At 59.6% G+C, this 22003-nt stretch carries 18 protein-coding genes and 1 pseudogene; 10 read left to right on the top strand and 9 right to left on the bottom strand.

Annotated features, from left to right (window positions below):
* Positions 1 to 111 precede the first annotated feature (111 nt).
* From HBO10_RS08750 to HBO10_RS08740, 3 genes are all read right to left on the bottom strand, one after another.
* Positions 112 to 669, bottom strand: a complete 558-nt coding sequence (locus tag HBO10_RS08750) for an L-threonylcarbamoyladenylate synthase (RefSeq protein ID WP_034129197.1) — start codon at positions 667 to 669, stop codon at positions 112 to 114.
* 74 nt (positions 670 to 743) lie between these two features.
* The gene (gene dprA / locus HBO10_RS08745) at positions 744 to 1847 is read right to left on the bottom strand and encodes a DNA-processing protein DprA (RefSeq protein WP_169921963.1); all 1104 of its coding nucleotides are present in this window, start codon (positions 1845 to 1847) and stop codon (positions 744 to 746) included.
* Between the two features lie 63 nt (positions 1848 to 1910).
* Positions 1911 to 2687, bottom strand: coding sequence for a hypothetical protein (locus tag HBO10_RS08740; RefSeq protein ID WP_034129195.1), 777 nt, complete (start codon positions 2685 to 2687; stop codon positions 1911 to 1913).
* Between the two features lie 135 nt (positions 2688 to 2822).
* Here HBO10_RS08740 and def point away from each other — a divergent pair, with 135 nt between their 5' ends.
* The 5 genes from def (at position 2823) to HBO10_RS08715 (ending at position 7502) form a co-directional block, all read left to right on the top strand.
* Positions 2823 to 3329 (top strand): peptide deformylase, encoded by a 507-nt coding sequence (def, locus tag HBO10_RS08735; RefSeq protein WP_020301426.1) that lies wholly within the window; start codon positions 2823 to 2825, stop codon positions 3327 to 3329.
* A 69-nt stretch (positions 3330 to 3398) separates the two neighbouring features.
* On the top strand, positions 3399 to 4352 hold the full coding sequence (gene fmt / locus HBO10_RS08730; protein ID WP_034129194.1) for a methionyl-tRNA formyltransferase: 954 nt from the start codon (positions 3399 to 3401) through the stop codon (positions 4350 to 4352).
* Positions 4349 to 5659 carry a 16S rRNA (cytosine(967)-C(5))-methyltransferase RsmB gene (rsmB, locus tag HBO10_RS08725; protein WP_034129193.1) on the top strand — a complete coding sequence of 437 codons (1311 nt, stop codon included), beginning with the start codon at positions 4349 to 4351 and terminating at the stop codon, positions 5657 to 5659. Before fmt ends, rsmB begins: the two co-directional genes overlap by 4 nt.
* A gap of 22 nt (positions 5660 to 5681) precedes the next feature.
* Positions 5682 to 7055 carry a Trk system potassium transporter TrkA gene (trkA, locus tag HBO10_RS08720; RefSeq protein WP_014716287.1) on the top strand — a complete coding sequence of 458 codons (1374 nt, stop codon included), beginning with the start codon at positions 5682 to 5684 and terminating at the stop codon, positions 7053 to 7055.
* Between the two features lie 135 nt (positions 7056 to 7190).
* Positions 7191 to 7502 (top strand): tetratricopeptide repeat protein, encoded by a 312-nt coding sequence (locus tag HBO10_RS08715; RefSeq protein WP_034129192.1) that lies wholly within the window; start codon positions 7191 to 7193, stop codon positions 7500 to 7502.
* Between the two features lie 183 nt (positions 7503 to 7685).
* On the opposite strand, the gene HBO10_RS08710 is transcribed toward HBO10_RS08715, so the two are convergent.
* Together HBO10_RS08710 and tag are read right to left on the bottom strand one after the other, a co-directional pair.
* Positions 7686 to 8573 (bottom strand): lysophospholipid acyltransferase, encoded by an 888-nt coding sequence (locus HBO10_RS08710; RefSeq protein ID WP_014716285.1) that lies wholly within the window; start codon positions 8571 to 8573, stop codon positions 7686 to 7688.
* A 40-nt stretch (positions 8574 to 8613) separates the two neighbouring features.
* Positions 8614 to 9171 carry a DNA-3-methyladenine glycosylase I gene (gene tag, locus HBO10_RS08705; RefSeq protein WP_034129191.1) on the bottom strand — a complete coding sequence of 186 codons (558 nt, stop codon included), beginning with the start codon at positions 9169 to 9171 and terminating at the stop codon, positions 8614 to 8616.
* Positions 9172 to 9252: 81 nt separating this feature from the next.
* Between tag and glyQ the strand changes: the two genes are divergently transcribed.
* From glyQ to HBO10_RS08685, 4 genes are all read left to right on the top strand, one after another.
* Positions 9253 to 10206, top strand: coding sequence for a glycine--tRNA ligase subunit alpha (gene glyQ, locus HBO10_RS08700; RefSeq protein WP_003187265.1), 954 nt, complete (start codon positions 9253 to 9255; stop codon positions 10204 to 10206).
* Positions 10203 to 12257 carry a glycine--tRNA ligase subunit beta gene (gene glyS / locus HBO10_RS08695; RefSeq protein ID WP_034129190.1) on the top strand — a complete coding sequence of 685 codons (2055 nt, stop codon included), beginning with the start codon at positions 10203 to 10205 and terminating at the stop codon, positions 12255 to 12257. The genes glyQ and glyS overlap by 4 nt, the downstream gene beginning before the upstream one ends.
* A 2-nt stretch (positions 12258 to 12259) precedes the next feature.
* Positions 12260 to 12796, top strand: a complete 537-nt coding sequence (gene gmhB / locus HBO10_RS08690; protein ID WP_161793233.1) for a D-glycero-beta-D-manno-heptose 1,7-bisphosphate 7-phosphatase — start codon at positions 12260 to 12262, stop codon at positions 12794 to 12796.
* 82 nt (positions 12797 to 12878) lie between these two features.
* The gene (locus tag HBO10_RS08685) at positions 12879 to 13649 is read left to right on the top strand and encodes a lysophospholipid acyltransferase family protein (RefSeq protein WP_003187258.1); all 771 of its coding nucleotides are present in this window, start codon (positions 12879 to 12881) and stop codon (positions 13647 to 13649) included.
* Between the two features lie 181 nt (positions 13650 to 13830).
* Here the strand turns inward: HBO10_RS08685 and HBO10_RS08680 are convergent.
* Positions 13831 to 16110, bottom strand: a pseudogene (locus HBO10_RS08680) (CHASE2 domain-containing protein).
* Between the two features lie 409 nt (positions 16111 to 16519).
* Here HBO10_RS08680 and HBO10_RS08675 point away from each other — a divergent pair.
* On the top strand, positions 16520 to 17242 hold the full coding sequence (locus tag HBO10_RS08675) for a response regulator transcription factor (protein ID WP_034129189.1): 723 nt from the start codon (positions 16520 to 16522) through the stop codon (positions 17240 to 17242).
* Positions 17243 to 17346: 104 nt separating this feature from the next.
* Here HBO10_RS08675 and gyrB read toward each other — a convergent pair whose 3' ends face one another.
* Genes gyrB through dnaN form a run of 3 tightly spaced genes read right to left on the bottom strand, consistent with a single transcriptional unit; the run spans position 17347 to position 21996 of the window.
* The gene (gene gyrB / locus HBO10_RS08670) at positions 17347 to 19764 is read right to left on the bottom strand and encodes a DNA topoisomerase (ATP-hydrolyzing) subunit B (RefSeq protein ID WP_034129188.1); all 2418 of its coding nucleotides are present in this window, start codon (positions 19762 to 19764) and stop codon (positions 17347 to 17349) included.
* Positions 19765 to 19768: 4 nt separating this feature from the next.
* On the bottom strand, positions 19769 to 20872 hold the full coding sequence (gene recF / locus HBO10_RS08665; protein ID WP_003187251.1) for a DNA replication/repair protein RecF: 1104 nt from the start codon (positions 20870 to 20872) through the stop codon (positions 19769 to 19771).
* 20 nt (positions 20873 to 20892) lie between these two features.
* The gene (gene dnaN / locus HBO10_RS08660; RefSeq protein ID WP_003187250.1) at positions 20893 to 21996 is read right to left on the bottom strand and encodes a DNA polymerase III subunit beta; all 1104 of its coding nucleotides are present in this window, start codon (positions 21994 to 21996) and stop codon (positions 20893 to 20895) included.
* Between the last annotated feature and the right edge of the window lie 7 nt (positions 21997 to 22003).

Raw genomic sequence — 22003 nt, 5'->3', positions numbered from 1 at the left:
GATCGTTCCCACGCTCTGCATGGGAATGCATACCGTGACGCTCTGCGTCACAAGCGGACGCAGAGCGTCCAATGCGGCGTTCCCACGCAGAGCGTGGGAACGAGCTGCACCTTACGAGGGGCGCACCACATCACCCGTCACCAGGTCCCGAATCAGGCTCGGGTTCTTGCGCCCACCCAGGGCGCCGCCCAACACCAAGTCCACTTGCCCGCGAAAATACTGCTCTACGCGAAGCCGCGTGCGGGCCGCCGGGCGGCCCTGAGGGTTGGCCGAGGTGGAAATCAACGGGCCGACCTGGGCGCACAAATCTCTCACCAACGGATGATCACTGACCCGCAGCGCTACGGTGTCATGCACACCCGTGACCCATTCAGGCAGCAAGTCTTGATGGGGCACCAGCCAGGTATTCGGCCCTGGCCAAGTGCTGGCCATGCGTTCGATCCACGTTTGCGGGAAATCTTCAAACAGAAAGTCGAACTGACGAATATTATCCGCCACCAGGATCAGGCCTTTGTCGACCGAGCGGTTCTTGATCGCCAACAGTCGATCCACTGCTTCTTCGTTCCACGGGTCGCAGCCCAGGCCCCAAACCGCTTCGGTCGGATAGGCGATCACTGCGCCTGCGCGAATTTCCCGTGCGGCTTCCAGCACACGCCACCTGTTGACCATTGTTTACTCTCCGGACTAAAGCTCTGGGCAGTTTACCGATCTTCGTTACAAAACCTAGCGCCAAAAACGGGCCACTACAAAAGCGGGCACCGCGCCAGCCAGCGCCCGCTTTCGCAAATCACTTGGCCCTCCAACTCCAGTTCCGTCAGGGTGGCCAGTACTTGGGACAACGGCCGACCGCTGGCAATCGCCAAGGCTTCGCTGCTATGCGGTGCCGCGTGCAGCAGCGCCACCAACGGATGGATCACGCGCACCGGCGCAGCATGGGACAACCGCTGCCAACCGCGCAGGCTTTCAAGAATGTGCTCGATGGTTTCCACAAGCACCGCGCCATCACGGATCAGCTGATGACAGCCCTTGGCGGCGGGGTGGTGGATGGAACCCGGAATCGCGTACACCTCGCGCCCTTGCTCCGCCGCCAGGCGTGCGGTGATCAGCGAGCCGCTGGCCATACTGGCCTCCACCACCAGCACGCCTAACGACAGCCCGCTGATAATCCGGTTGCGCCGTGGGAAATTGCCGGCCTGGGGCGCGGCATCCAGCGGAAATTCGGAAACCACGGCGCTGCCTTGGGCAATCATCGCCGCGGCGAGCCTGCGATGGCGCTGTGGATAAAAATTTTCCAGGCCAGTGCCGAGCACGCCGATGGTATGGCCGCCTACGTCCAATGCCGCCTGGTGCGCCGCGCCGTCAATGCCCACCGCCAGCCCACTAGTGATGACAAAACCGGCGCTCGCCAGGCTACGGGAAAAGGCCGCTGCCGTGTCCATGCCCGGGCGAGAGGCACGCCGACTTCCCACCATGGCCAACTGTGGTTTTTCCAGAATACCGGGGTCGCCCGCCACGAATAACAACGGCGGCGCATCGTCGATCTGCGCGAGCAACGCCGGGTAATCAGGTTGGTCCCACATCAGCAAATGCTGGGCCGGGCGCCCCAGCCAGGCCAACGCTTCACTGGCACCGTCACGGACTTTGGGGCTACGTCGGGCCTCGGCACTGACGGCGGGCAAACCGAGGGAATGCCAGGCGCTGGCGGGAGCACTCAGGGCCTTGGAAGCGCAACCAAAGGCTTCGATCAATACGTGAAAACGCTTGGGCCCCAGTTCTGGCAGCCTGTGCAAGCGTAGCCGGGCTTCCAGCTCTGCCGGGGAAATATCGCTACTGTTTATCGGATTCATATGATCATCCTTGACCGGAACAAGCTGTGGATAACTCTGTTGGTAACTTATTTAGCAGGCTATTTATTGCGCTTGATCAGCCGTCTCGAAACGGTCTTGCACGGCTAGCGACCGTGAAGCACTGAGCACCAGGGCATAGCTGAGCTTTTCATAGGTACGAAACACCAGAAGGGTGCCGGCTCGCTCATCCGGGAGTGGCGTGGGCGTGCCGGTGAGGGCGTCTCGCACGGTGGCGCCAGCCTTGATCACCGTCAGCAGTTGGCCCTCCACCAGGCCATCGCGGCGGCCCTTGTTCAGGGTCACAGCGTCGAGCACGCCAATCTGCGTGACGCCCTTGGGGATGTCGATGATATGCCCTGTAATCAAGGGTGCAGGTTTGCACGGCTCCAGGTTCGCCAAAGCAACGGGAGGCTCGGCGCGCAACAAGCGGTCGCCTGGGCGGATTTCCTGGGTCACCCGTTGCACTGCGAGGGTGGTGAGGCTGTCGGCAAGCACAAAGCGCGCAGTGCCGATGTCGTCGGCATTGATGCCGAGTAACTCCTGGGTAACGGGGTCGGTGTAGGCCTTGCCTCGGCGAAAGATCCCGTAGCTCGGCTGGGCCGGGTCCAGACGCCCGCGCGCATGCACACGCTCGTCGTTGGCACCCAGCACGCGCCCGCCTTGCGCCGCAATAATGTAAGGCGCGTTATCCAGGTCCTCGGGCGAGTCAAAAATACGGTTGTGCAGTAAAAAATGCTGGATGGCCTGTTGCGCTGCCTGATCCAGGCGCTCAGTGGGTTGCGCAATCAACGCCGTGGCGAACGGGGCCCACAGCAGCAAGACGAGTAGCGATTTCCTCATGGGGTGAATCTCCTTTATTATGTGCGTTCGCGTGAAATGCCATGGCCTTCGCGGCTTCCGAGCGTTTCACACCGGCCGTATGGGTCCATCCCACCGCCGATTTGTCTCTTCCTCACATGTGCAGCAATTACGCTTATGGCTATTTTGAACATCCTCGAATTTCCCGACTCGCGCCTGCGCACGATCGCCAAGCCGGTGGCCGTAGTGGACGACAAGGTTCGTCAGTTGGTCGATGACATGTTTGAAACAATGTATGAAGCCCCGGGCATCGGCCTCGCCGCTACCCAGGTCAACGTGCATCTGCGTGTCGTGGTCATGGACCTGTCGGAAGATCGCAGCGAACCTCGGGTGTACATCAACCCTGAGTTCGAACCGCTGACCGAAGAGATGGGCGAATACCAGGAAGGCTGCCTGTCGGTGCCGGAGTTCTACGAGAATGTGGAACGCCCGCTGCGCGTGAAGATCAAGGCGCTGGACCGTGACGGCAAGCCTTTCGAACTGGTTGCCGAAGGCCTGCTGGCGGTGTGTATCCAGCATGAATGCGACCACCTCAACGGCAAGCTGTTTGTCGATTACCTGTCCACGCTCAAGCGTGACCGCATCAAGAAGAAGCTGGAAAAAAAGCATCGCCAGCAAGCCTGATGCCCTTCTTCCAAAGGCTTGCTGCGGCAAGCCTTTTTCTTTTGTGACTGTTTTTAACCGAGAACTCCCATGACCGAGCCATTGCGCATTGTTTTTGCCGGCACTCCTGAATTTGCCGCCGAACACCTCAAGGCGCTGCTTGCCAGCCCTTATGACATCGTCGCGGTGTACACCCAGCCGGATCGCCCGGCCGGTCGCGGGCAAAAACTGATGCCGAGTCCGGTCAAGCAGTTGGCGCTGGAGCACAACATTCCTGTGCTGCAGCCGCCGACCCTGCGTAACGCCGACGCCCAGGCCGAACTGGCCGCGCTGAAGCCCGACCTGCTGGTGGTGGTGGCTTACGGTTTGATCCTGCCTCAGGCTGTGCTGGATATACCGCGCCTGGGTTGCATCAACAGTCATGCTTCACTGCTGCCACGCTGGCGTGGTGCGGCGCCGATTCAGCGCGCCGTTGAAGCGGGCGATCAGGAGAGCGGCGTGACCGTGATGCGCATGGAAGCCGGCCTGGATACCGGGCCGATGCTGCTCAAAGTCACCACCCCGATCTCCGCCCAAGACACCGGCGGCAGTCTGCACGACCGCCTGGCTGAGCTGGGGCCGCCCGCCGTGATCCAGGCCATCGCTGGCCTGGCTGCCGGCACCCTGCAAGGTGAAATCCAAGACGACAGCCTGGCCACCTACGCCCACAAGCTGAACAAGGACGAAGCGCGCATTGACTGGAGCCGCCCAGCCGTGGAGCTGGAGCGCCTGGTACGTGCCTTCAACCCATGGCCGATCTGCCACAGCACCCTGAACGGCGAAGCCTTGAAAGTGTTGGCCGCGACCCTGGCCGATGGCGTAGGCGCTCCCGGTGAGATCATCGGCGCCAGCAAAGACGGCCTGTTGGTGGCTTGCGGTGAACAGGCGCTGTGCCTGACGCGTCTGCAATTGCCCGGCGGCAAGGCGCTGAACTTCAGCGATTTGTTCAACAGTCGTCGTGAGAAATTCGCCCTGGGCACCACGCTTGGAGTGGTCACTCAATGAACCCACGTCTGGCCGCCGCCAAGGCTCTCGCCGCTGTGCTCAATGGCAAGGCTTCGCTCAACAGTTCTCTGCCGACGCAGTTGGATAAGGTTGAAGACCGCGACCGCGGGTTTACCCAGGACCTGGCCTTTGGCACCGCCCGTTGGCAGCCACGGTTGTCTGCGTTGGCCGCCAAGCTGCTGCAAAAACCGTTCAAAGCGGCGGACGCGGATGTCGAGGCGCTGTTGCTGGTGGGCCTCTACCAGTTGCTCTACACCCGCGTGCCGGCCCACGCCGCTATCGGTGAAACCGTCGGTTGCGCCGACAAGCTGAAAAAGCCCTGGGCCAAGGCCCTGCTCAATGCCGTGCTGCGCCGCGCCCAGCGTGAAAGCGAAACGCTGTTGGCCGAGCTGGAACATGATCCGGTGGTGCGCACCGCCCACCCGCGCTGGCTGCAAAAATCCCTGAAGGCCTTTTGGCCCGAGCAATGGGAGGCTATCTGCGCGGCCAACAACGCACACCCGCCGATGATCCTGCGGGTCAACCGTCGCCACCACAGCCGGGATGCATACCTGCAATTACTAGTCGGCGCGGCCATCAACGCCACCCCGTGCGTGTACAGCACGGACGGTATCGTGCTGGAAGTCGCCGCCGATGTACGCAGCCTGCCGGGCTTTGCCGAAGGCTGGATCAGCGTGCAGGACGAGGCCGCGCAATTGGCTGCCGATCTGCTCGATTTGGCCCCAGGCCAGCGCGTACTCGACGCCTGCTGCGCGCCAGGCGGTAAGACGTGTCACATCCTTGAGGTTGAAAAAGACCTGGCCGGTGTGGTGGCTGTGGACCTTGAGGCCAAGCGCCTGGTGCGCGTGCGGGAAAACCTTGCACGCCTGGGCCTCAACGCCGACCTGATCGCCGCCGACGGCCGCGACACCGCCACCTGGTGGGACGGCAAGCCATTCCAGCGCATCCTGCTGGACGCTCCTTGCTCCGCCACCGGCGTGATCCGCCGTCATCCGGACATCAAGCTGACCCGCCAGCCCGACGACATCGCCGCCCTGGCGGTGTTGCAAGGCGAACTGCTCGACGCGCTGTGGCCGACTCTGGAAGTCGGCGGCATCCTGCTTTACGCCACCTGCTCCACGCTGCCCACCGAAAATACCGAGGTCATCCAAGCTTTCCTCGCCCGCACCAGCGGCGCGCGCGAACTGGACCTCGCCACTAGCGCCGGTATCAAGCAGCCCCACGGTCGCCAACTGCTCGCGCAGGAAGGCGGGCACGATGGCTTCTACTACGCCAAACTGATCAAGATCGCTGCCGCGCGCGGCTGAATGGTTTTAAGGGAGTGACCGGATGAAAATCATCATCCTTGGAGCAGGGCAGGTTGGTGGCACGCTGGCCGAACATTTGGCCGGTGAAGCCAACGACATCACCGTGGTCGACACCGATGCCGAGCGCCTGCGCAACCTGGGCGACCGCCTGGACATTCGTACGGTGCAAGGTCGCGCGTCGTTTCCGACGGTGCTGCGTCAGGCCGGTGCCGACGATGCCGACATGCTGGTGGCTGTGACCAACAGCGACGAGACCAACATGGTCGCCTGCCAGGTCGCCCACACCCTGTTCCACACCCCGACCAAGATCGCTCGGGTGCGGGAAGCGGCTTACCTGACCCGCGCCGGGTTGTTCGACAACGACGCCATTCCGGTGGACGTACTGATCAGCCCGGAACAGGTGGTGACCCACTACATCAAGCGCCTGATCGAAATTCCAGGTGCGTTGCAAGTCATCGACTTCGCCGAAGGCAAAGCGCAACTGGTGGCAGTGAAGGCCTATTACGGCGGGCCGTTGGTGGGCCAGCAACTGCGCCAGCTGCGTGAGCACATGCCAAACGTGGAAACCCGCGTCGCCGCGATTTTCCGCCGTGACCGGCCGATCCTGCCCCAGGGCGACACGGTGATCGAGGCTGACGACGAAGTGTTTTTCATCGCCGCCAAGGCGAACATTCGTGCGGTCATGAGCGAAATGCGCAGGCTCGACGAGAGCTACAAACGCATCGTCATAGCCGGCGGTGGGCAGATTGGCGAGCGTTTGGCCGAAGCCATCGAAAGCCGCTACCAGGTGAAGATCATCGAGATGAGCCCGACGCGGTGTCGGCATTTGTCCGACACCCTCGACAGCACTGTCGTACTGCAAGGCAGCGCCTCGGACCGTGATCTCCTGATGGAAGAGAACATCGCCGACGCGGATATCTTCCTGGCCCTGACCAACGATGACGAAGCCAATATCATGTCGTCCTTGCTGGCCAAGCGGCTGGGGGCGAAGAAGGTGATGACCATCATCAACAACCCGGCCTATGTGGACCTGATCCAGGGCGGCGATATCGACATTGCCATCAGCCCGCAGTTGGCGACCATCGGTACCTTGCTCGCCCACGTGCGCCGTGGCGACATTGTCAGCGTGCACTCGTTGCGCCGTGGCGCAGCGGAAGCCATCGAGGCGATTGCCCACGGTGACTCCAAGTCCAGCAAAGTGATTGGCAAGGCGATCCGCGATATCGGCCTGCCGCCCGGTACCACCATTGGCGCGATCATTCGCGATGAAGAAGTGATCATTGCCCATGACGATACGGTGATCGCCACCGGAGACCACGTGATTTTGTTCCTTGTGGATAAAAAACATATTCGCGATGTTGAGAAGCTGTTCCACGTGGGGCTGAGTTTTTTCTGATTAAAAAATTGTGTGAGCCTGCCGCCGCCATCGCGGGCAAGCCCGCTCCCACATGTGATCGCGCTCCAAGTGTGGGAGCGGGCTTGCCCGCGATGACGATATCGAAACCGCTATGTAGCTAAAGGATGCACAGCCATGCTCGAATCCCTGGAAAAAATGCTCGCCAAGGGTGTGGATAATTCATTGCTGCGCTTTGGCCTGGGCAAGGGTTATCTGGACCTGAAGGACAACGCAAAGGCGGCCGAGCATTTGCAGCGATGCGTCGAGTTCGATCCGAAGTACTCGGCGGCGTGGAAGTTGTTGGGCAAGGCGCACCAGGCCCAGGGTGACAGTGCCTCCGCACGACAGGCGTGGGAAAAAGGCATTGAAGCGGCCCAGGCCCACGGCGACAAGCAGGCCGAAAAAGAGATGGCAGTGTTCCTGAAGAAACTCGACCGCCAGGCTTGATTGGAAGGGGACTTGCCTACTACCTGTAGGAGCGAGCTTGCTCGCGAAAAACCAATAGGCGCCGCGTTTATTCAGGAAACACGCGTTATCGCTGAAGTTTTTCGCGAGCAAGCTCGCTCCTACAGGCATTAGGGCTTGCCCGCTCCCACATTGGTTTCGCAGCGAATTTAAGTCAGTAGTGAATCAATACCACCGCGCCTCACCCGGCGGGCGCTTCTTGAAGCGCTTCATGCTCCACATGTACTGGCTTGGGTAAGCACCTACATAGCGCTCAACTACCTTGCTCATCGCCGCACAGGACGTCGCGGTGTCGGTGCTGTACATGTCCTCCGGCGCCGCTTCCAGGATCACCTTGTAGCCCGAGCCGTCCGGCAGGCGCAGGGCGTGCAGGAATACGCCAACGGCCTTGTGGCCCGCGAGCATGTTCGGCACGAATTTACTGGTGAGCGCCTGGGTGGCAAAAAACGGTACGAAGATCCCGGCGGACTCAGCCGGCTCCGGGTCGGCAGGAATACCCACCTGGCCGCCTTTGCGCACTTCCTTGATCACACTGAGAATGCCTTCCTTGGTGGAAGCCGCCACGCGGTTGCCCAACTGCACGCGCTGCTTGCGCAGCAACTCGTCCACGGCCTTGAGCTTGGGCGGGCGATAGAAAATGATCGGTTTGCACTGGCTGCAGTAGAAGTGGTTCAACACTTCCCAATTGCCTAGATGGCTGGTGATGCCCACCACGCCTTTGCCAGAAGCCAGGGCCTCGTGCAGCACTTCCAGGCCCTCGACTTCGCGGACCAGGTCGATGGAGCGCTGCGCCGGCCAGATCCACGCGCAGGCGCTTTCGGTGAGGGACTTGCCGATGTCCATCAGGCTGCGGCCCACCAGGCGCTCGCGCTCTGCCGGGTCCATGTCCGGGAAGCATTTGGAGAGGTTGATCCGCACCGTATCGCGGGAACGGTTGGGGGTTTTCCACATGATCCAGCCGATCCCTGTGCCGACGGCTTGTACAGCGCGCCAGGGCAGCAGGGCAAACAACCGAAGAGCGCCTACCAGCAAGGCGCCTTTAAACTTTTCCACAGTTCACTCCTGATCGTGTGTGGTGCGCAAAGCCGGCATTCTAACCGGCGTTGACCAAGTCCGCGTAACGGTCGCAGTCCTGGGTGTGGTCCATGACCATGCCCGAGGCCTGCATGAAGGCGTAGCAGATGGTCGGCCCGACGAAAGTGAAGCCGGCCTTTTTCAAGGCTTTGCTCATGGCTTCGGCTTCGGGCGTGATCGCCGGGACGTCGCTGCGATCCTTGAAGTGATTGACCTTGGGTTTGCCGCCGACAAACGACCACAGCAACCCCACCGGGTCTTCCAGCGCCAGCCAGGCCGCGGCGTTGCGCCGGGTGGCATTGAGCTTCAAGCGATTGCGCACGATGCCGGGATCCTGCATCAGCGCCTCGATTTCTTCGTCGCTCAACTGGGCCAGGCGCTGCGCATCAAACCCGAACAAGACCTTTCGATAATGCTCGCGTTTGCGTAAAACGGTGATCCAGGACAGGCCTGCCTGGAACCCTTCGAGCAAAAGCAACTCGAACAAACCCTGCGCATCGCGCAGCGGCGTTCCCCACTCTTGATCGTGATAAGCCATGTACAGCGGATCTTCAGAACACCAAAAGCAGCGTGGCATAAGGCTCCAGGGAGTGGTGGCGGGGCCGAATCGGGTATACTCCCGCTCTTTAAATCGCAGCCCAAGTAACAGGTGAATTTCGTGAGCCAGCCTACGCCAGCCGTGCGTACCTTCCAAGACTTGATCCTCGCCCTCCAGCAATACTGGGCCGAGCAAGGTTGTGTGGTACTTCAGCCCTACGATATGGAAGTAGGCGCCGGCACTTTCCACACCGCTACATTCCTGCGGGCCATCGGCCCGGAAACCTGGAACGCCGCTTATGTGCAGCCCAGTCGTCGCCCGACTGACGGCCGCTACGGCGAAAACCCGAACCGTCTGCAGCACTACTACCAGTTCCAGGTGGTATTGAAGCCCAACCCGGACAACTTCCAGGAGCTGTACCTGGGCTCGCTCAAGCATGTGGGCCTGGACCCACTGGTGCACGACATTCGTTTCGTCGAAGACAACTGGGAATCGCCAACCCTGGGCGCCTGGGGCCTGGGCTGGGAAGTCTGGCTCAACGGCATGGAAGTGACGCAGTTCACTTACTTCCAGCAAGCCGGCGGCATCGAGTGCTACCCGGTCACTGGCGAGATCACCTATGGCCTTGAGCGCCTGGCCATGTACCTGCAAGGCGTGGACTCGGTCTACGACCTGGTATGGGCTGACGGCCCGTTCGGCAAGGTGACCTACGGCGATGTGTTCCATCAGAACGAGGTGGAGCAGTCCACCTACAACTTCGAACACGCCAACGTCGACAAGCTGTTCGAACTGTTCGACTTCTATGAAAGCGAAGCCAAGCGCCTGATCGAACTCGACCAGCCGCTGCCGTTGCCAAGCTATGAAATGGTGTTGAAGGCGTCCCATACCTTCAACCTGCTGGATGCCCGCCGTGCTATTTCGGTTACTGCGCGCCAGCAATACATCCTGCGTGTGCGCACCCTGGCGCGTTCCGTCGCCCAAGCCTACCTGCTGGCTCGCGCCAAGCTGGGCTTCCCGATGGCAACCCCGGATTTGCGTGATGAAGTGTTGGCTAAGCTGGAGGCTGCACAATGAGTGCTCAAGATTTCCTGGTTGAACTGGGCACCGAAGAGCTGCCACCCAAGGCACTCAATACCCTGGCCGATGCGTTCCTGGCCGGTATCGAAAAAGGCCTGCAGACTGCCGGCCTGAAGTTTGAAGCCAAAAAAGTCTACGCCGCGCCGCGCCGTCTGGCTGTGCTGCTGACCGCGCTGGAAACCCAGCAGCCGGACCGCAACATCAACCTGGACGGCCCACCGCGTCAGGCAGCTTTCGATGCCGACGGCAACCCGACCCAGGCCGCCCTTGGCTTTGCCAAGAAGTGTGGCGTAGAGCTGAGCGAGATCGACCAAAGTGGCCCGAAACTGCGTTTCAGCCAGGTCATCACCGGCAAGCCGACCGCCAGCCTGTTGCCGACCATCGTTGAAGACTCCCTGAACGACCTGCCTATCCCCAAGCGCATGCGCTGGGGTGCGCGCAAGGAAGAGTTCGTGCGTCCGACCCAATGGCTGGTGATGCTGCTCGGTGACCAGGTCATCGATTGCACCATCCTCGCCCAGAAGGCCGGTCGTGAGTCCCGTGGTCACCGCTTCCATCATCCAGAAAGCGTGCGTATCACTTCGCCGGCCAACTACCTCAACGACCTGCGCGCTGCTTATGTGCTGGCCGACGCCAATGAGCGTCGCGAGCTGATCAGCAAGCGCACCGAAGAATTGGCCCGCCTGCAGGAAGGCACCGCCATCGTGCCGCCAAGCCTGCTGGACGAAGTGACCGCCCTGGTGGAATGGCCGGTGCCGCTGGTGTGCTCGTTCGAAGAGCGTTTCCTCGATGTGCCGCAAGAAGCCTTGATCACCACCATGCAGGACAACCAGAAATACTTCTGCCTGCTGGATGTGGACGGTAAGTTGTTGCCGCGTTTTATCACCGTGGCCAACATCGAAAGCAAAGACCCGCAGCAGATCATCGCCGGTAACGAAAAAGTCGTGCGCCCGCGCCTGACCGACGCCGAGTTCTTCTTCAAGCAAGACAAGAAGCAGAAGCTGGAAGACTTCAACCTGCGCCTGCAAAACGTGGTGTTCCAGGAAAAACTCGGCAGCGTCTACGACAAGGCCGTGCGTGTGTCCAAGCTGGCGGCCTACATTGCCCCACGTATTGGCGGTGATGCCGCATGGGCTGCGCGTGCCGGCTTGCTGTCCAAGTGCGACCTGGCCACCGAAATGGTCGGCGAGTTCCCTGAGATGCAAGGTGTTGCCGGTTACTACTACGCCCTCAACGACGGCGAGCCGGACGATGTCGCCCTGGCCCTGAACGAGCAGTACATGCCACGCGGTGCCGGTGCAGAACTGCCGACCACCCTGACGGGTGCAGCTGTGGCGATTGCCGACAAGCTCGATACGCTGGTGGGTATCTTCGGTATCGGCATGCTGCCCACCGGCAGCAAAGACCCGTATGCCCTGCGCCGTGCGGCATTGGGCGTGCTGCGTATCCTGATCGACAAGAAGCTGGACCTCGACCTGACCCAGGCCGTGGTATTCGCCGTCGGCCAGTTCGGCACCAAGGTCAAGCAAGCCGGCCTGGCCGAGCAAGTGCTGGAGTTCGTGTTCGACCGCCTGCGTGCGCGTTACGAAGACGAAGGCGTGGACGTTTCCGTCTACCTGTCGGTACGTGCCCTGCAACCGGGTTCGGCACTGGACTTCGACCAGCGTGTACAAGCCGTGCAAGCGTTCCGCAAGCTGCCGGAAGCCGATGCCCTGGCCGCCGTGAACAAGCGCGTGTCGAACCTGCTGAGCAAGGCCGATAACCTCGGCAATGCCGAAGTCGACCCTGGCCTGTTTGCCGACGCCAAGGAGTTCTCGCTGAACTCGGCCATCGCCAAGGCAGAGAACGCCGTGAAGCCGCTGATCGCCGAGCGTGACTACGCGCAAGCGTTGGCGCGCCTGGCGTCTCTGCGTGAACCGGTAGACGCGTTCTTCGAAGCGGTGATGATCAATGCCGACGATGCCGGCGTGCGCAAAAACCGCTACGCGATGCTCGCGCGCCTGCGTGGTTTGTTCATCAATATCGCCGACATCTCCGTACTGGGCTGACCATGTTGAAACTGCTGATTCTCGATCGGGACGGGGTGATCAACTACGACTCCGACGCTTACATCAAGTCGGTGGAGGAGTGGATCCCGCTGCCCGGTTCGATCGAGGCCATCGCGCAGTTGAGCAAAGCCGGCTGGACAGTGGCCATCGCCACCAACCAGTCCGGCATCGCCCGCGGTTACTACGACATCGCCACCCTGGACGCCATGCACGCGCGGTTGCGCACGTTAGTGGCCGAACAGGGCGGTGAGGTGGGGCTGGTGGTCTACTGCCCCCACGGGCCGGACGAAGGCTGCGATTGCCGCAAGCCCAAGCCTGGCATGTTGAAAATTATTGCAGAACATTACAAGGTGCCCTTGGCTGGGATATGGTTCGTCGGGGACAGCCTCGGTGACCTGGAGGCGGCCAAAGCCGTCGACTCTCAGCCAGTTTTGGTTAAAACCGGAAAAGGCGAAAAGACCCAGGCTAAAAACCTGCCGGTAGGCACCTTGATTTTTGACGATCTGGCGGCCGTTGCCGCAGAACTTATCAACAACTAGCCGCCCTCGACTTCCTGACCAAGGACTGTTCGGGAGTGCGCTTTTAACAGGCGGGCCGTGTCCCGCAACGGTAAATGCCGCCATGTCGATCTTGCAGGCCATCAGAACCTTTTTCTTTTACCTGCTGCTGGGCACCAGTTCGTTTCTCTGGTGCACCCTGAGCTTTTTTATTGCACCCTTCCTGCCCTTCAAGGCGCGCTATCGCTTTATCAATGTCTACTGGTGCCGCTGCGCTTTGTGGCTGAGCAAGGTGTTCCTGAATATTCGTTTCGAGGTCAAGGGCGCTGAAAACGTTCCTGATCAGCCGTGCGTGATTCTCTCGAACCACCAGAGCACTTGGGAGACGTTCTTCCTCTCTGCGTATTTCTCGCCGTTGAGCCAGGTGCTCAAGCGCGAGTTGCTGTATGTGCCATTCTTCGGCTGGGCCATGGCCATGTTGCGTCCGATCGCCATCGACCGGGACAACCCCAAGGCTGCGCTCAAGCATGTCGCCAAGAAGGGCGATGAGTTGCTCAAGGACGGCGTCTGGGTGCTGATCTTCCCTGAGGGCACGCGGGTCCCCTACGGCACAGTGGGCAAGTTCTCACGCGGTGGTACCGCCCTGGCGGTCAACGCCAACCTGCCTGTGCTGCCGATTGCGCATAACGCTGGCAAGTTCTGGCCCAAGACTGGCTGGGCTAAACGCCCAGGGACTATCACCGTAGTGATCGGCGAACCGATGTATGCAGAAGGCGAAGGACCACGTGCCATCGCCGCCCTGAACGACCGCGCTGCGGCGTGGAATGAGGCGCAGCAACGGGCCATGGGCTCCCTGCCTCCGGAACCGGTGGTGGTGGAGACGCCGGCCGTTTGAGCATCTGTGGATAACCTGTGTACGCTTTGTTGGCGAATTGGCTTTTTTGCTTCATAACAAGCTGATTTACTTATATATTTCTGAAGCTCATAAAATTCAGAAAAACGTGCATAAGTTTTTTCTTCATAAAAAAACCGGTCCTTGTGACCGGTTTTTTATGCACAGCAAAAAAGCCGCTTTTTCAGTCCTCCAATAGCGGCAGCAGCAGGATAAACGTCGAGCCTTTGCCTAGCTCACTTTCGCACACGATCCGCCCTCCATGCCGTTCTACTACCGCCTTGACCATGGTCAGGCCCAACCCAAGACCTTCACTGCCCTGGGCCGAATCGAAACGTCGGTATTGGTTGAACAACTCCGGTAGATCCTTCGGCGCAATCCCCGGCCCCTGATCACTTATCCCGCATTCCAACCAGCCTTGCGCACTGCCATGCCTTAACCTGACGGTGGTGCCGGATGGGGAGTATTTGATCGCATTCTCCAGCACGTTGAACAATGCCCGTGTGAGCAGCGATTGGTCGGCATAGACCATGGCTTCATCCGCCTCATCCAGGTCGTGGACCAAATGGATGCCCTTCAACTGCGCAATCACCGCCACTTGATCAAAAGCGTCCATCACCAGCATGGCAAACAGGGTGGGCTGGAACTGGTAACCGTCCGCTTCAGCCTTGGCCAATTGCACAAAGGATTCGGTCAGACTCAAGGCTCGCCGTACCTGCTGTTCGATCTGAGTAAACACCGGGGACTCCTCGTTGTGCACGTCCAGCAGGGCGAGGATCGCTGAATGCGGCGCACGCAGGTCGTGGGAAAGGAAACGCAGCATCGTCTCGCGATGCTGCTGGGCTTCACGCTCCTTGCTCAGGTCCGTCAGGCTCAACAACCAGCCGAGGGCGAAATCCCCTTCGGCAGGCAGCAATGGGGCCAGTTCCATGCGCAAACTGCGTTGGTGGATATCGCGAAACTCGACCAGCTCCAGCGCCGAGAGGGCAGGGCGTACACCATTATGCAGCGGGGGATAACCCAGATCGGCGAGCTGTTCGACGAGGTTTTCGCCGACCAGGTCATTGCCGAATACTTCACGGGCCACGCGGTTGGCCAACAGGATACTGCCCTGGGGATCGGTAATCAGGGTCGCTACCGGTAGGCACTCTAAGCCATCAGCCATAAAGCGCCGCGTATCGCGGGTACGGCTGACGGCTTGTTCAAGGGCAAAGATCCGCCCTTGCAGCACATCGCCCTAACTGGCAGGCGCGCGACGACGTTCCGGAAGCACCTTGGGTTCGTTATCCAGGCGTGCCAGTTCCCAGCCAAAGTAGGCGAGGATTACGCTCAGACGTCGCCAATTCCAGATCAGGTAACTCAGCAACAAACCGATCAGGCACGCTGCGGGGCTCCACCAGTGGCCCAGGCGCAATAATGCCCATGAGCCCAGCAAAGCCACGGCCATGCCTGCCAAGGTCATCCATAGGGCGTAGCGTGGGCGCACAAGCAGAAGGCCCAACAGCAGGGCCACCAGGGACGTTGCCAGCAACGCCGCCAGCCAGCCGGGCAAATCAACGATGCTGCGGCCCTGCAATAAACCATTCAGTACGTCCGCCTGGATTTCAACGCCCGCTGTGGTACCTACGGTGGAAGAGAGCGGCGTCACGAAACGATCGGCCATGCCATAGGCTGAGGCGCCGATCAGAACCAGGCGACCACGCAGAGACTCGGGAGGTACCTCGCCCCGCAATACGCTGACGTAGGACACACTGGGAAAATGGTCTGGTTCCGAAGTGAACGGCACACGGATTTCATGTTCCTGGTGCCAGTGACCTCCAGTAGGCTCTTGCGGCAGGCCCGGCATCGTCTCGGCGTGCTCGCTCATGGCGAATGCCAGCCACGCCAACTGAGGAAGTGTGCTTCCCGGAGGGCCTTCACGTAGATACACGCTGCGCACCACTCCGTCGTTATCCGCTTCGACGTTGATGTGCCCGACGCCCTTGGCGCACTTGAGCAGTGGCGACAACGGCGTTACCTGGGCCTTGGGGCTGACGCTGCTGTCCCCGGCGATGGGCAGCAATACATTGCCGGCTTTGCAGACGGCATCGGCCAGTTGTTGGTCGTCATTATTGTCGCCGGGCTCACTGAAGATCACGTCAAACAAAATGCCCGCTGGCCGTGCGGCGTTCAGGCGTTCAATCAGCTCGGCATGCACGCTGCGCGGCCAGGGCCACGGGCCTAATGCTTCCAGGCTGGGCGTATCAATGGTCACCAGAAAGATCCGTGGATCTGCCGGTAACGGCGTCAGGCGGCGCAGGCTGTCATAGAGCGGATTGTTGAGTGCAAGCCCCGCGCTCAAGGATAAGTAAGCGGTGAAGGGCAGGAGCACCAAACCGATCAACAGCCATTCACGAACCAGCCCATGAAACAAAAGCTGCGCCTGGGTAGGTTGGCGTTTCTCGGCTTTGCGCCATAGGTTCACAGGGCTACCGCCAAAAGGGTGCCAAGGAGTCGATGGTCATTGAGTAAAGATTTCATAAGCCCAGGATCCCTCTCCATGGGGTTGCGATGAAGTGCATACGGTGTTCTGAAACCAGTGAAGCTTATTTGGGTCTCATTGGAGGAGTTCCCGCGGCCGCGCAATGAACGATACCGCACATTCAAGCAGGCATTACGCACCAGCGAGGCGATCGGCACCGACCCTTTTCCTGACCGACTGGAGCCGGTATCTTTCTTTGAGGACGTAGTGGGTGGCGTTTACGGCGCTTTCAGCGTATCGAGAGATACGAGCACCGTAAAATCCGCCCATAATTATTCAGATTCAGAGGCCGGCATTTGTACAGCATGTGCCCCTATCCAAGCTCTCGTTTTTTGTAGGAAGGACCCCACCCATGCGTGTCGCAATACTGGATGACGAACCCGCGGAGTTGCGACGGGTGGAACAGACACTGCGACAGATTCCCGGCCCGACTGAACAGCCTTGGTCGCTGCATTTTTTCGAACGTGGTGAAGACCTGCTGCGCCAGCTACGCCGGGAAACCTTTGACCTGCTGATTCTTGACTGGCAACTGCCGGACATCTCCGGGATCGCGTTATTGCGCTGGACTCGCGAGCACATGGAATCGCCCCCTGCCGTGATCATGCTCACCAGTCGCGATGCCGAGAGTGACATCGTAACGGCGTTGAATAGTGGGGCGGATGATTATGTCAGCAAGCCGTTTCGGCCCAACGAACTCAAAGCCCGAGTCAGCGCCGTCCTGCGGCGCCACGGTTTGCAAAAGTCGGCCACCCAGGAAGTGCAGAACTTTAACGATCTGACTTTCGACGATGCCGAACTGACCGTCACCCGAGCGGGCAAACCTATCAACCTGACAGAACGAGAATACCGTTTGGCAAGTTGTCTATTTGCCAACCTGGCCCGACCGTTGTCTCGCGAGTACCTGTATGAGCGGTTCTGGAGCCACGAAGAAATGGTGTCGTCGCGGCCGTTGGACACGCATATCTACCGCCTGCGTAACAAGCTAGGGCTGACAGCTGATCGCGGTTGGCAGCTGTTGACGATCTATGGGTACGGGTATCGGTTGGAGAGTGTGACACCCGCCGCGCAAAATTGAGTACGCCGATGTTCCACGTGGAGCATTTAAGAATTCGAGTCTGCAGACCAATAAAAAAGGCCAACGCTAAGCGTTGGCCTTTTGTTTTTAGCTGATGTGCCTGATCAGAAGTCCAGGTTAGACACCGCCAAAGCATTGCCCTCAATGAAGTCACGACGAGGCTCGACCGCATCACCCATCAGGGTGTTGAAGATCTGGTCTGCGCCAATGGCGTCTTCGATGGTCACGCGCAGCATGCGACGTTGAGCAGGGTCCATGGTGGTTTCCCACAGCTGATCAGGGTTCATCTCGCCCAGACCTTTATAGCGCTGGATGGTATGACGCTTGGTGCTTTCCGCCATCAACCAGTCCAAGGCTTCCTTGAACTCCTTGACCTGCTTCTTGCGTTCGCCACGCTGAATGTAAGCACCGTCGTCCAGCAAGGTGCTCAGTTGAGCACCGAGGGTGACTACGGTCTTGTAGTCGTTGCTGCCGAAGAAGTCGCGGTTGAAGGTGACGTAGTTGGACAGGCCGTGGGAGATCAGTTCGACCTCTGGCAGCCATACGTTACGTTCACGGTCTTCACGCAGGCTGGCTTTGTATACCAGGCCGGACTTCTCCACAGTACGCAGGCGTACTTCGTACTGGGCCAGCCAATCTTGCATGGCGGCGTGATCGCCCAACTGCTCCAGGCTCACGGCTGGCAGGTAGATGAAGTGCTCGGTCAGCTCCTGAGGGTACAGGCGCGACAAACGCTTGAGCGTCTTCATGACCATACGGAAGTCGTTGACCAGGCGCTCCAGCGACTCACCCGAGATGCCCGGTGCTTCGTCATTCAGGTGCAGGCTCGCATCTTCAAGGGCCGATTGCGTCATGTACTCTTCCATGGCGTCGTCGTCTTTGATGTATTGCTCTTGCTTGCCCTTTTTCACTTTGTACAACGGCGGCTGGGCGATGTAGATATAGCCACGCTCAATCAGCTCCGGCAACTGACGGAAGAAGAAGGTCAGCAGCAGGGTACGGATGTGCGAACCGTCGACGTCAGCATCGGTCATGATGATGATGTTGTGGTAACGCAGCTTGTCGATGTTGTACTCATCGCGGCCAATACCGCAGCCCAATGCGGTGATCAAGGTGCCGACTTCCTGGGAGGAAATCATCTTGTCGAAGCGGGCCTTCTCAACGTTGAGGATCTTGCCCTTCAACGGCAGGATGGCCTGGGTGCGACGGTTACGCCCCTGCTTGGCGGAACCGCCTGCAGAGTCACCTTCCACCAGATACAGCTCGGAGAGGGCAGGGTCTTTCTCTTGGCAGTCAGCCAGTTTGCCTGGCAGGCCGGCGATATCCAGCGCACCTTTACGGCGGGTCATCTCACGGGCCTTACGCGCGGCTTCACGAGCGCGGGCAGCATCGATCATCTTGCCGACGACCAGCTTGGCTTCGTTCGGGTTTTCCAACAGGAAGTCGGAGAAGTATTTACCCATTTCCTGTTCAACCGCGGTCTTCACTTCGGAAGACACCAGCTTGTCTTTGGTCTGGGAGCTGAACTTCGGATCCGGTACCTTGACCGAGATAATCGCCGTCAGGCCTTCACGGGCATCGTCACCGGTGGTGGCGACTTTATGTTTCTTCGCCAAGCCTTCCGCTTCGATGTAGGTGTTCAGGTTACGCGTCAGCGCGGAACGGAAACCCACCAAGTGAGTACCGCCATCGCGTTGTGGAATGTTGTTGGTGAAGCACAACAGGTTCTCGTTGAAGCTGTCGTTCCACTGCAGGGCGATTTCCACGCCGATGCCGTCTTCGCGCTGAATGTTGAAGTGGAACACCTGGTTGACCGCGGTCTTGTTGGTGTTCAGGTATTCAACGAACGCACGCAGGCCGCCCTCGTACTTGAACAGCTCTTCCTTGCCGCTGCGCTCATCCTTGAGGACGATGCCGACACCGGAGTTAAGGAAAGACAGTTCACGAATCCGCTTGGCCAGGATGTCCCAGCTAAAGTGGATGTTCTTGAAGGTTTCTTCCGATGGCTTGAAGTGGATCTGGGTACCGGTGGTTTCACTGTCGCCGACAATTTTCATCGGTTCCTGTGGTACGCCGTGGACGTAGGTCTGCTCCCAAATCTTGCCGCTACGGCGAACAGTGAGGATCAGTTCTTCGGACAGGGCGTTCACTACCGACACACCTACACCGTGCAAACCGCCGGATACTTTATAGGAGTTGTCGTCGAACTTACCGCCAGCGTGGAGCACGGTCATGATGACCTCTGCCGCCGAAACGCCTTCTTCTTTGTGCACGTCTACAGGGATGCCACGACCGTTGTCACGCACGGTGATGGATTCATCCGGGTGGATGATAATGCTGATGTCGTCGCAGTGACCGGCCAGAGCTTCGTCGATGGAGTTATCGACCACCTCGAACACCATGTGGTGCAGACCGCTACCATCATCGGTGTCGCCAATGTACATACCGGGACGTTTGCGTACGGCATCCAAACCTTTCAGCACTTTAATGCTGGTCGAGTCGTACGTGTTTTCTTCGCTCATGCCTTCACTCCCGATGGTCGTGGGTCTGGGTGATACGGCCTTGTTCCACGTGGAACAAAGCGACTGGCGTTTCCGTCTGCCAGCCTTCCCTCAATAATTCGTGGTCTACACAGGTGATAAACACCTGGCAGCGTAAGTCTTCCAACAAGCGGCATAGCGAGCGGCGGTGCTGCTCGTCGAGTTCTGACGGCAAGTCATCCACCAAATAAATACACTGACCGCGTCGAGCCTGGCTAACCAAATGGCCCTGCGCGATACGCAACGCACAGACCACCAACTTCTGCTGGCCGCGGGACAAGATATCCGCAGCATTGTGTGCACCTAATCTAAGGCGCAAATCAGCGCGCTGGGGGCCGGCCTGGGTGTGTCCGATTTGCTGATCCCGTTGCAAGGACGTTGCGAGCACTGCACTCAGCTCACGCTCTTTGTCCCAACCCCGGTAATAACTCAGCGTCAGCCCCTCGAGATCCAATAACTCGCTCAAGGTCTGCTCAAAGACTGGTTTCAAGGCTTTGATATAGGCGCGGCGGTATTCATCTATTTCGTCGCTGGCCAGGCACAGTTCACGGTCCCAGGCTGCTTGCGAAGCGGCGTCAAGTGTACCATGCCGCAGCCATGAGTTCCGCTGCCGCAGGGCCTTCTGCAGGCGCTGCCAAGTGGCCATGAAGCGTGGTTCCACGTGGAACACGCCCCAGTCGAGAAACTGCCGACGGATTTTTGGGGCCCCCTCCAACAATCGAAAGCTGTCGGGGTTGATCAGTTGCAACGGCAGGATCTCGGCGAGTTGCGCTGCGCTGCGCGCATTTTGCCCGTCGATTCGGATCTGAAATTCGCCACCGCGATCACGCGATATCCCCAGGCTGCTATGTCCGCCCTCAGCCAGTTCCACTTGGCCAAATACGGTACAGGCCAATTGTTCGTACTGAATCACGGGTAACAAACGGGCACTGCGGAAGGAACGCGCAAGCCCCAGCAGGTGGATGGCTTCCAGCACGCTGGTTTTACCACTGCCGTTGGCGCCATGGAGGATGTTGATGCGGGGGGAAGGGGAGAAGGTCACCGGGTGCAGATTGCGCACCGCGGTGACCGAGACGCGACTAAGGGACATCTAGCTTCTGCTGAGCATGATTACAGGCGCATCGGCATGACAACGTAAGCCGAGTCGTCGTTGTCAGATTCTTGCACCAGGGCGCTGCTGTTGGAGTCCGACAGGATCAGACGAACCTGTTCGGTGGTCATGACACCCAGCACGTCCAACAGGTAGCTCACGTTAAAGCCGATTTCCAGCGATGCGCCGTTGTAGTCGACACCCACCTCTTCTTCCGCCTCTTCCTGTTCCGGGTTGTTGGCCTGGATTTTCAGTTGGCCGTTGGCCAGTTGCAGGCGAATACCACGGTACTTTTCGTTGGACAGAATCGCAGTACGGCTGAAGGCTTCACGCAGGGCCTGACGATCACCGACCACCAGCTTGTCGCCACCTTTAGGCAACACACGCTCGTAGTCTGGGAACTTGCCGTCGACCAGCTTGGAGGTGAAGGTGAACTCGCCGGTGGTGGCACGAATGTGGTGCTGGCCCAACACGATGCTGACGTTGCCGTCCGGCTCGGTGAGCAAACGCGCCAGTTCAAGGATACCTTTGCGTGGAACGATCACCTGGTGACGATCCGGCTGACCGATATCGGCACGCATCGAGCACATTGCCAGACGGTGACCGTCGGTGGCCACGGCGCGGATGATGCCTTCCGATACTTCCAGCAGCATACCGTTGAGGTAGTAACGCACGTCCTGCTGAGCCATAGCGAAGCTGGTGCGCTCGATCAAACGACGCAGCTTGCTTTGCTCCAGGCTGCACGTCAGCGAGCCCGGGCCTTCTTCTACGGTTGGAAAGTCATTGGCCGGCAAGGTCGACAGGGTGAAACGGCTACGGCCTGCCTTGACCACCAACTTCTGCTCATCCACCTTGATGTCGATCAGCGCATCGTTGGGCAGGCTTTTGCAGATATCCATCAGCTTGCGCGCCGGCACGGTGATCTCGCCCGGTTCGGCGGGCTCTTCGAGCTGGACGCGACCCACCAGTTCGACTTCCAGATCGGTACCGGTCAAGGACAACTGCTGCCCCTCGACCACCAGTAATACGTTGGAAAGCACCGGCAAGGTCTGTCGGCGCTCGACGACGCCTGCGACCAGTTGCAGGGGTTTCAACAGGGCTTCGCGTTGAATGGTGAAATGCATGGTCTAG

The organism is Pseudomonas sp. WS 5503 (assembly GCF_012985385.1).
GTDB lineage: Bacteria > Pseudomonadota > Gammaproteobacteria > Pseudomonadales > Pseudomonadaceae > Aquipseudomonas > Aquipseudomonas paracarnis.
The sequence above is the reverse complement of the archived record's forward strand: the minus strand, read 5'-3'. Positions and strand labels throughout refer to the sequence as shown.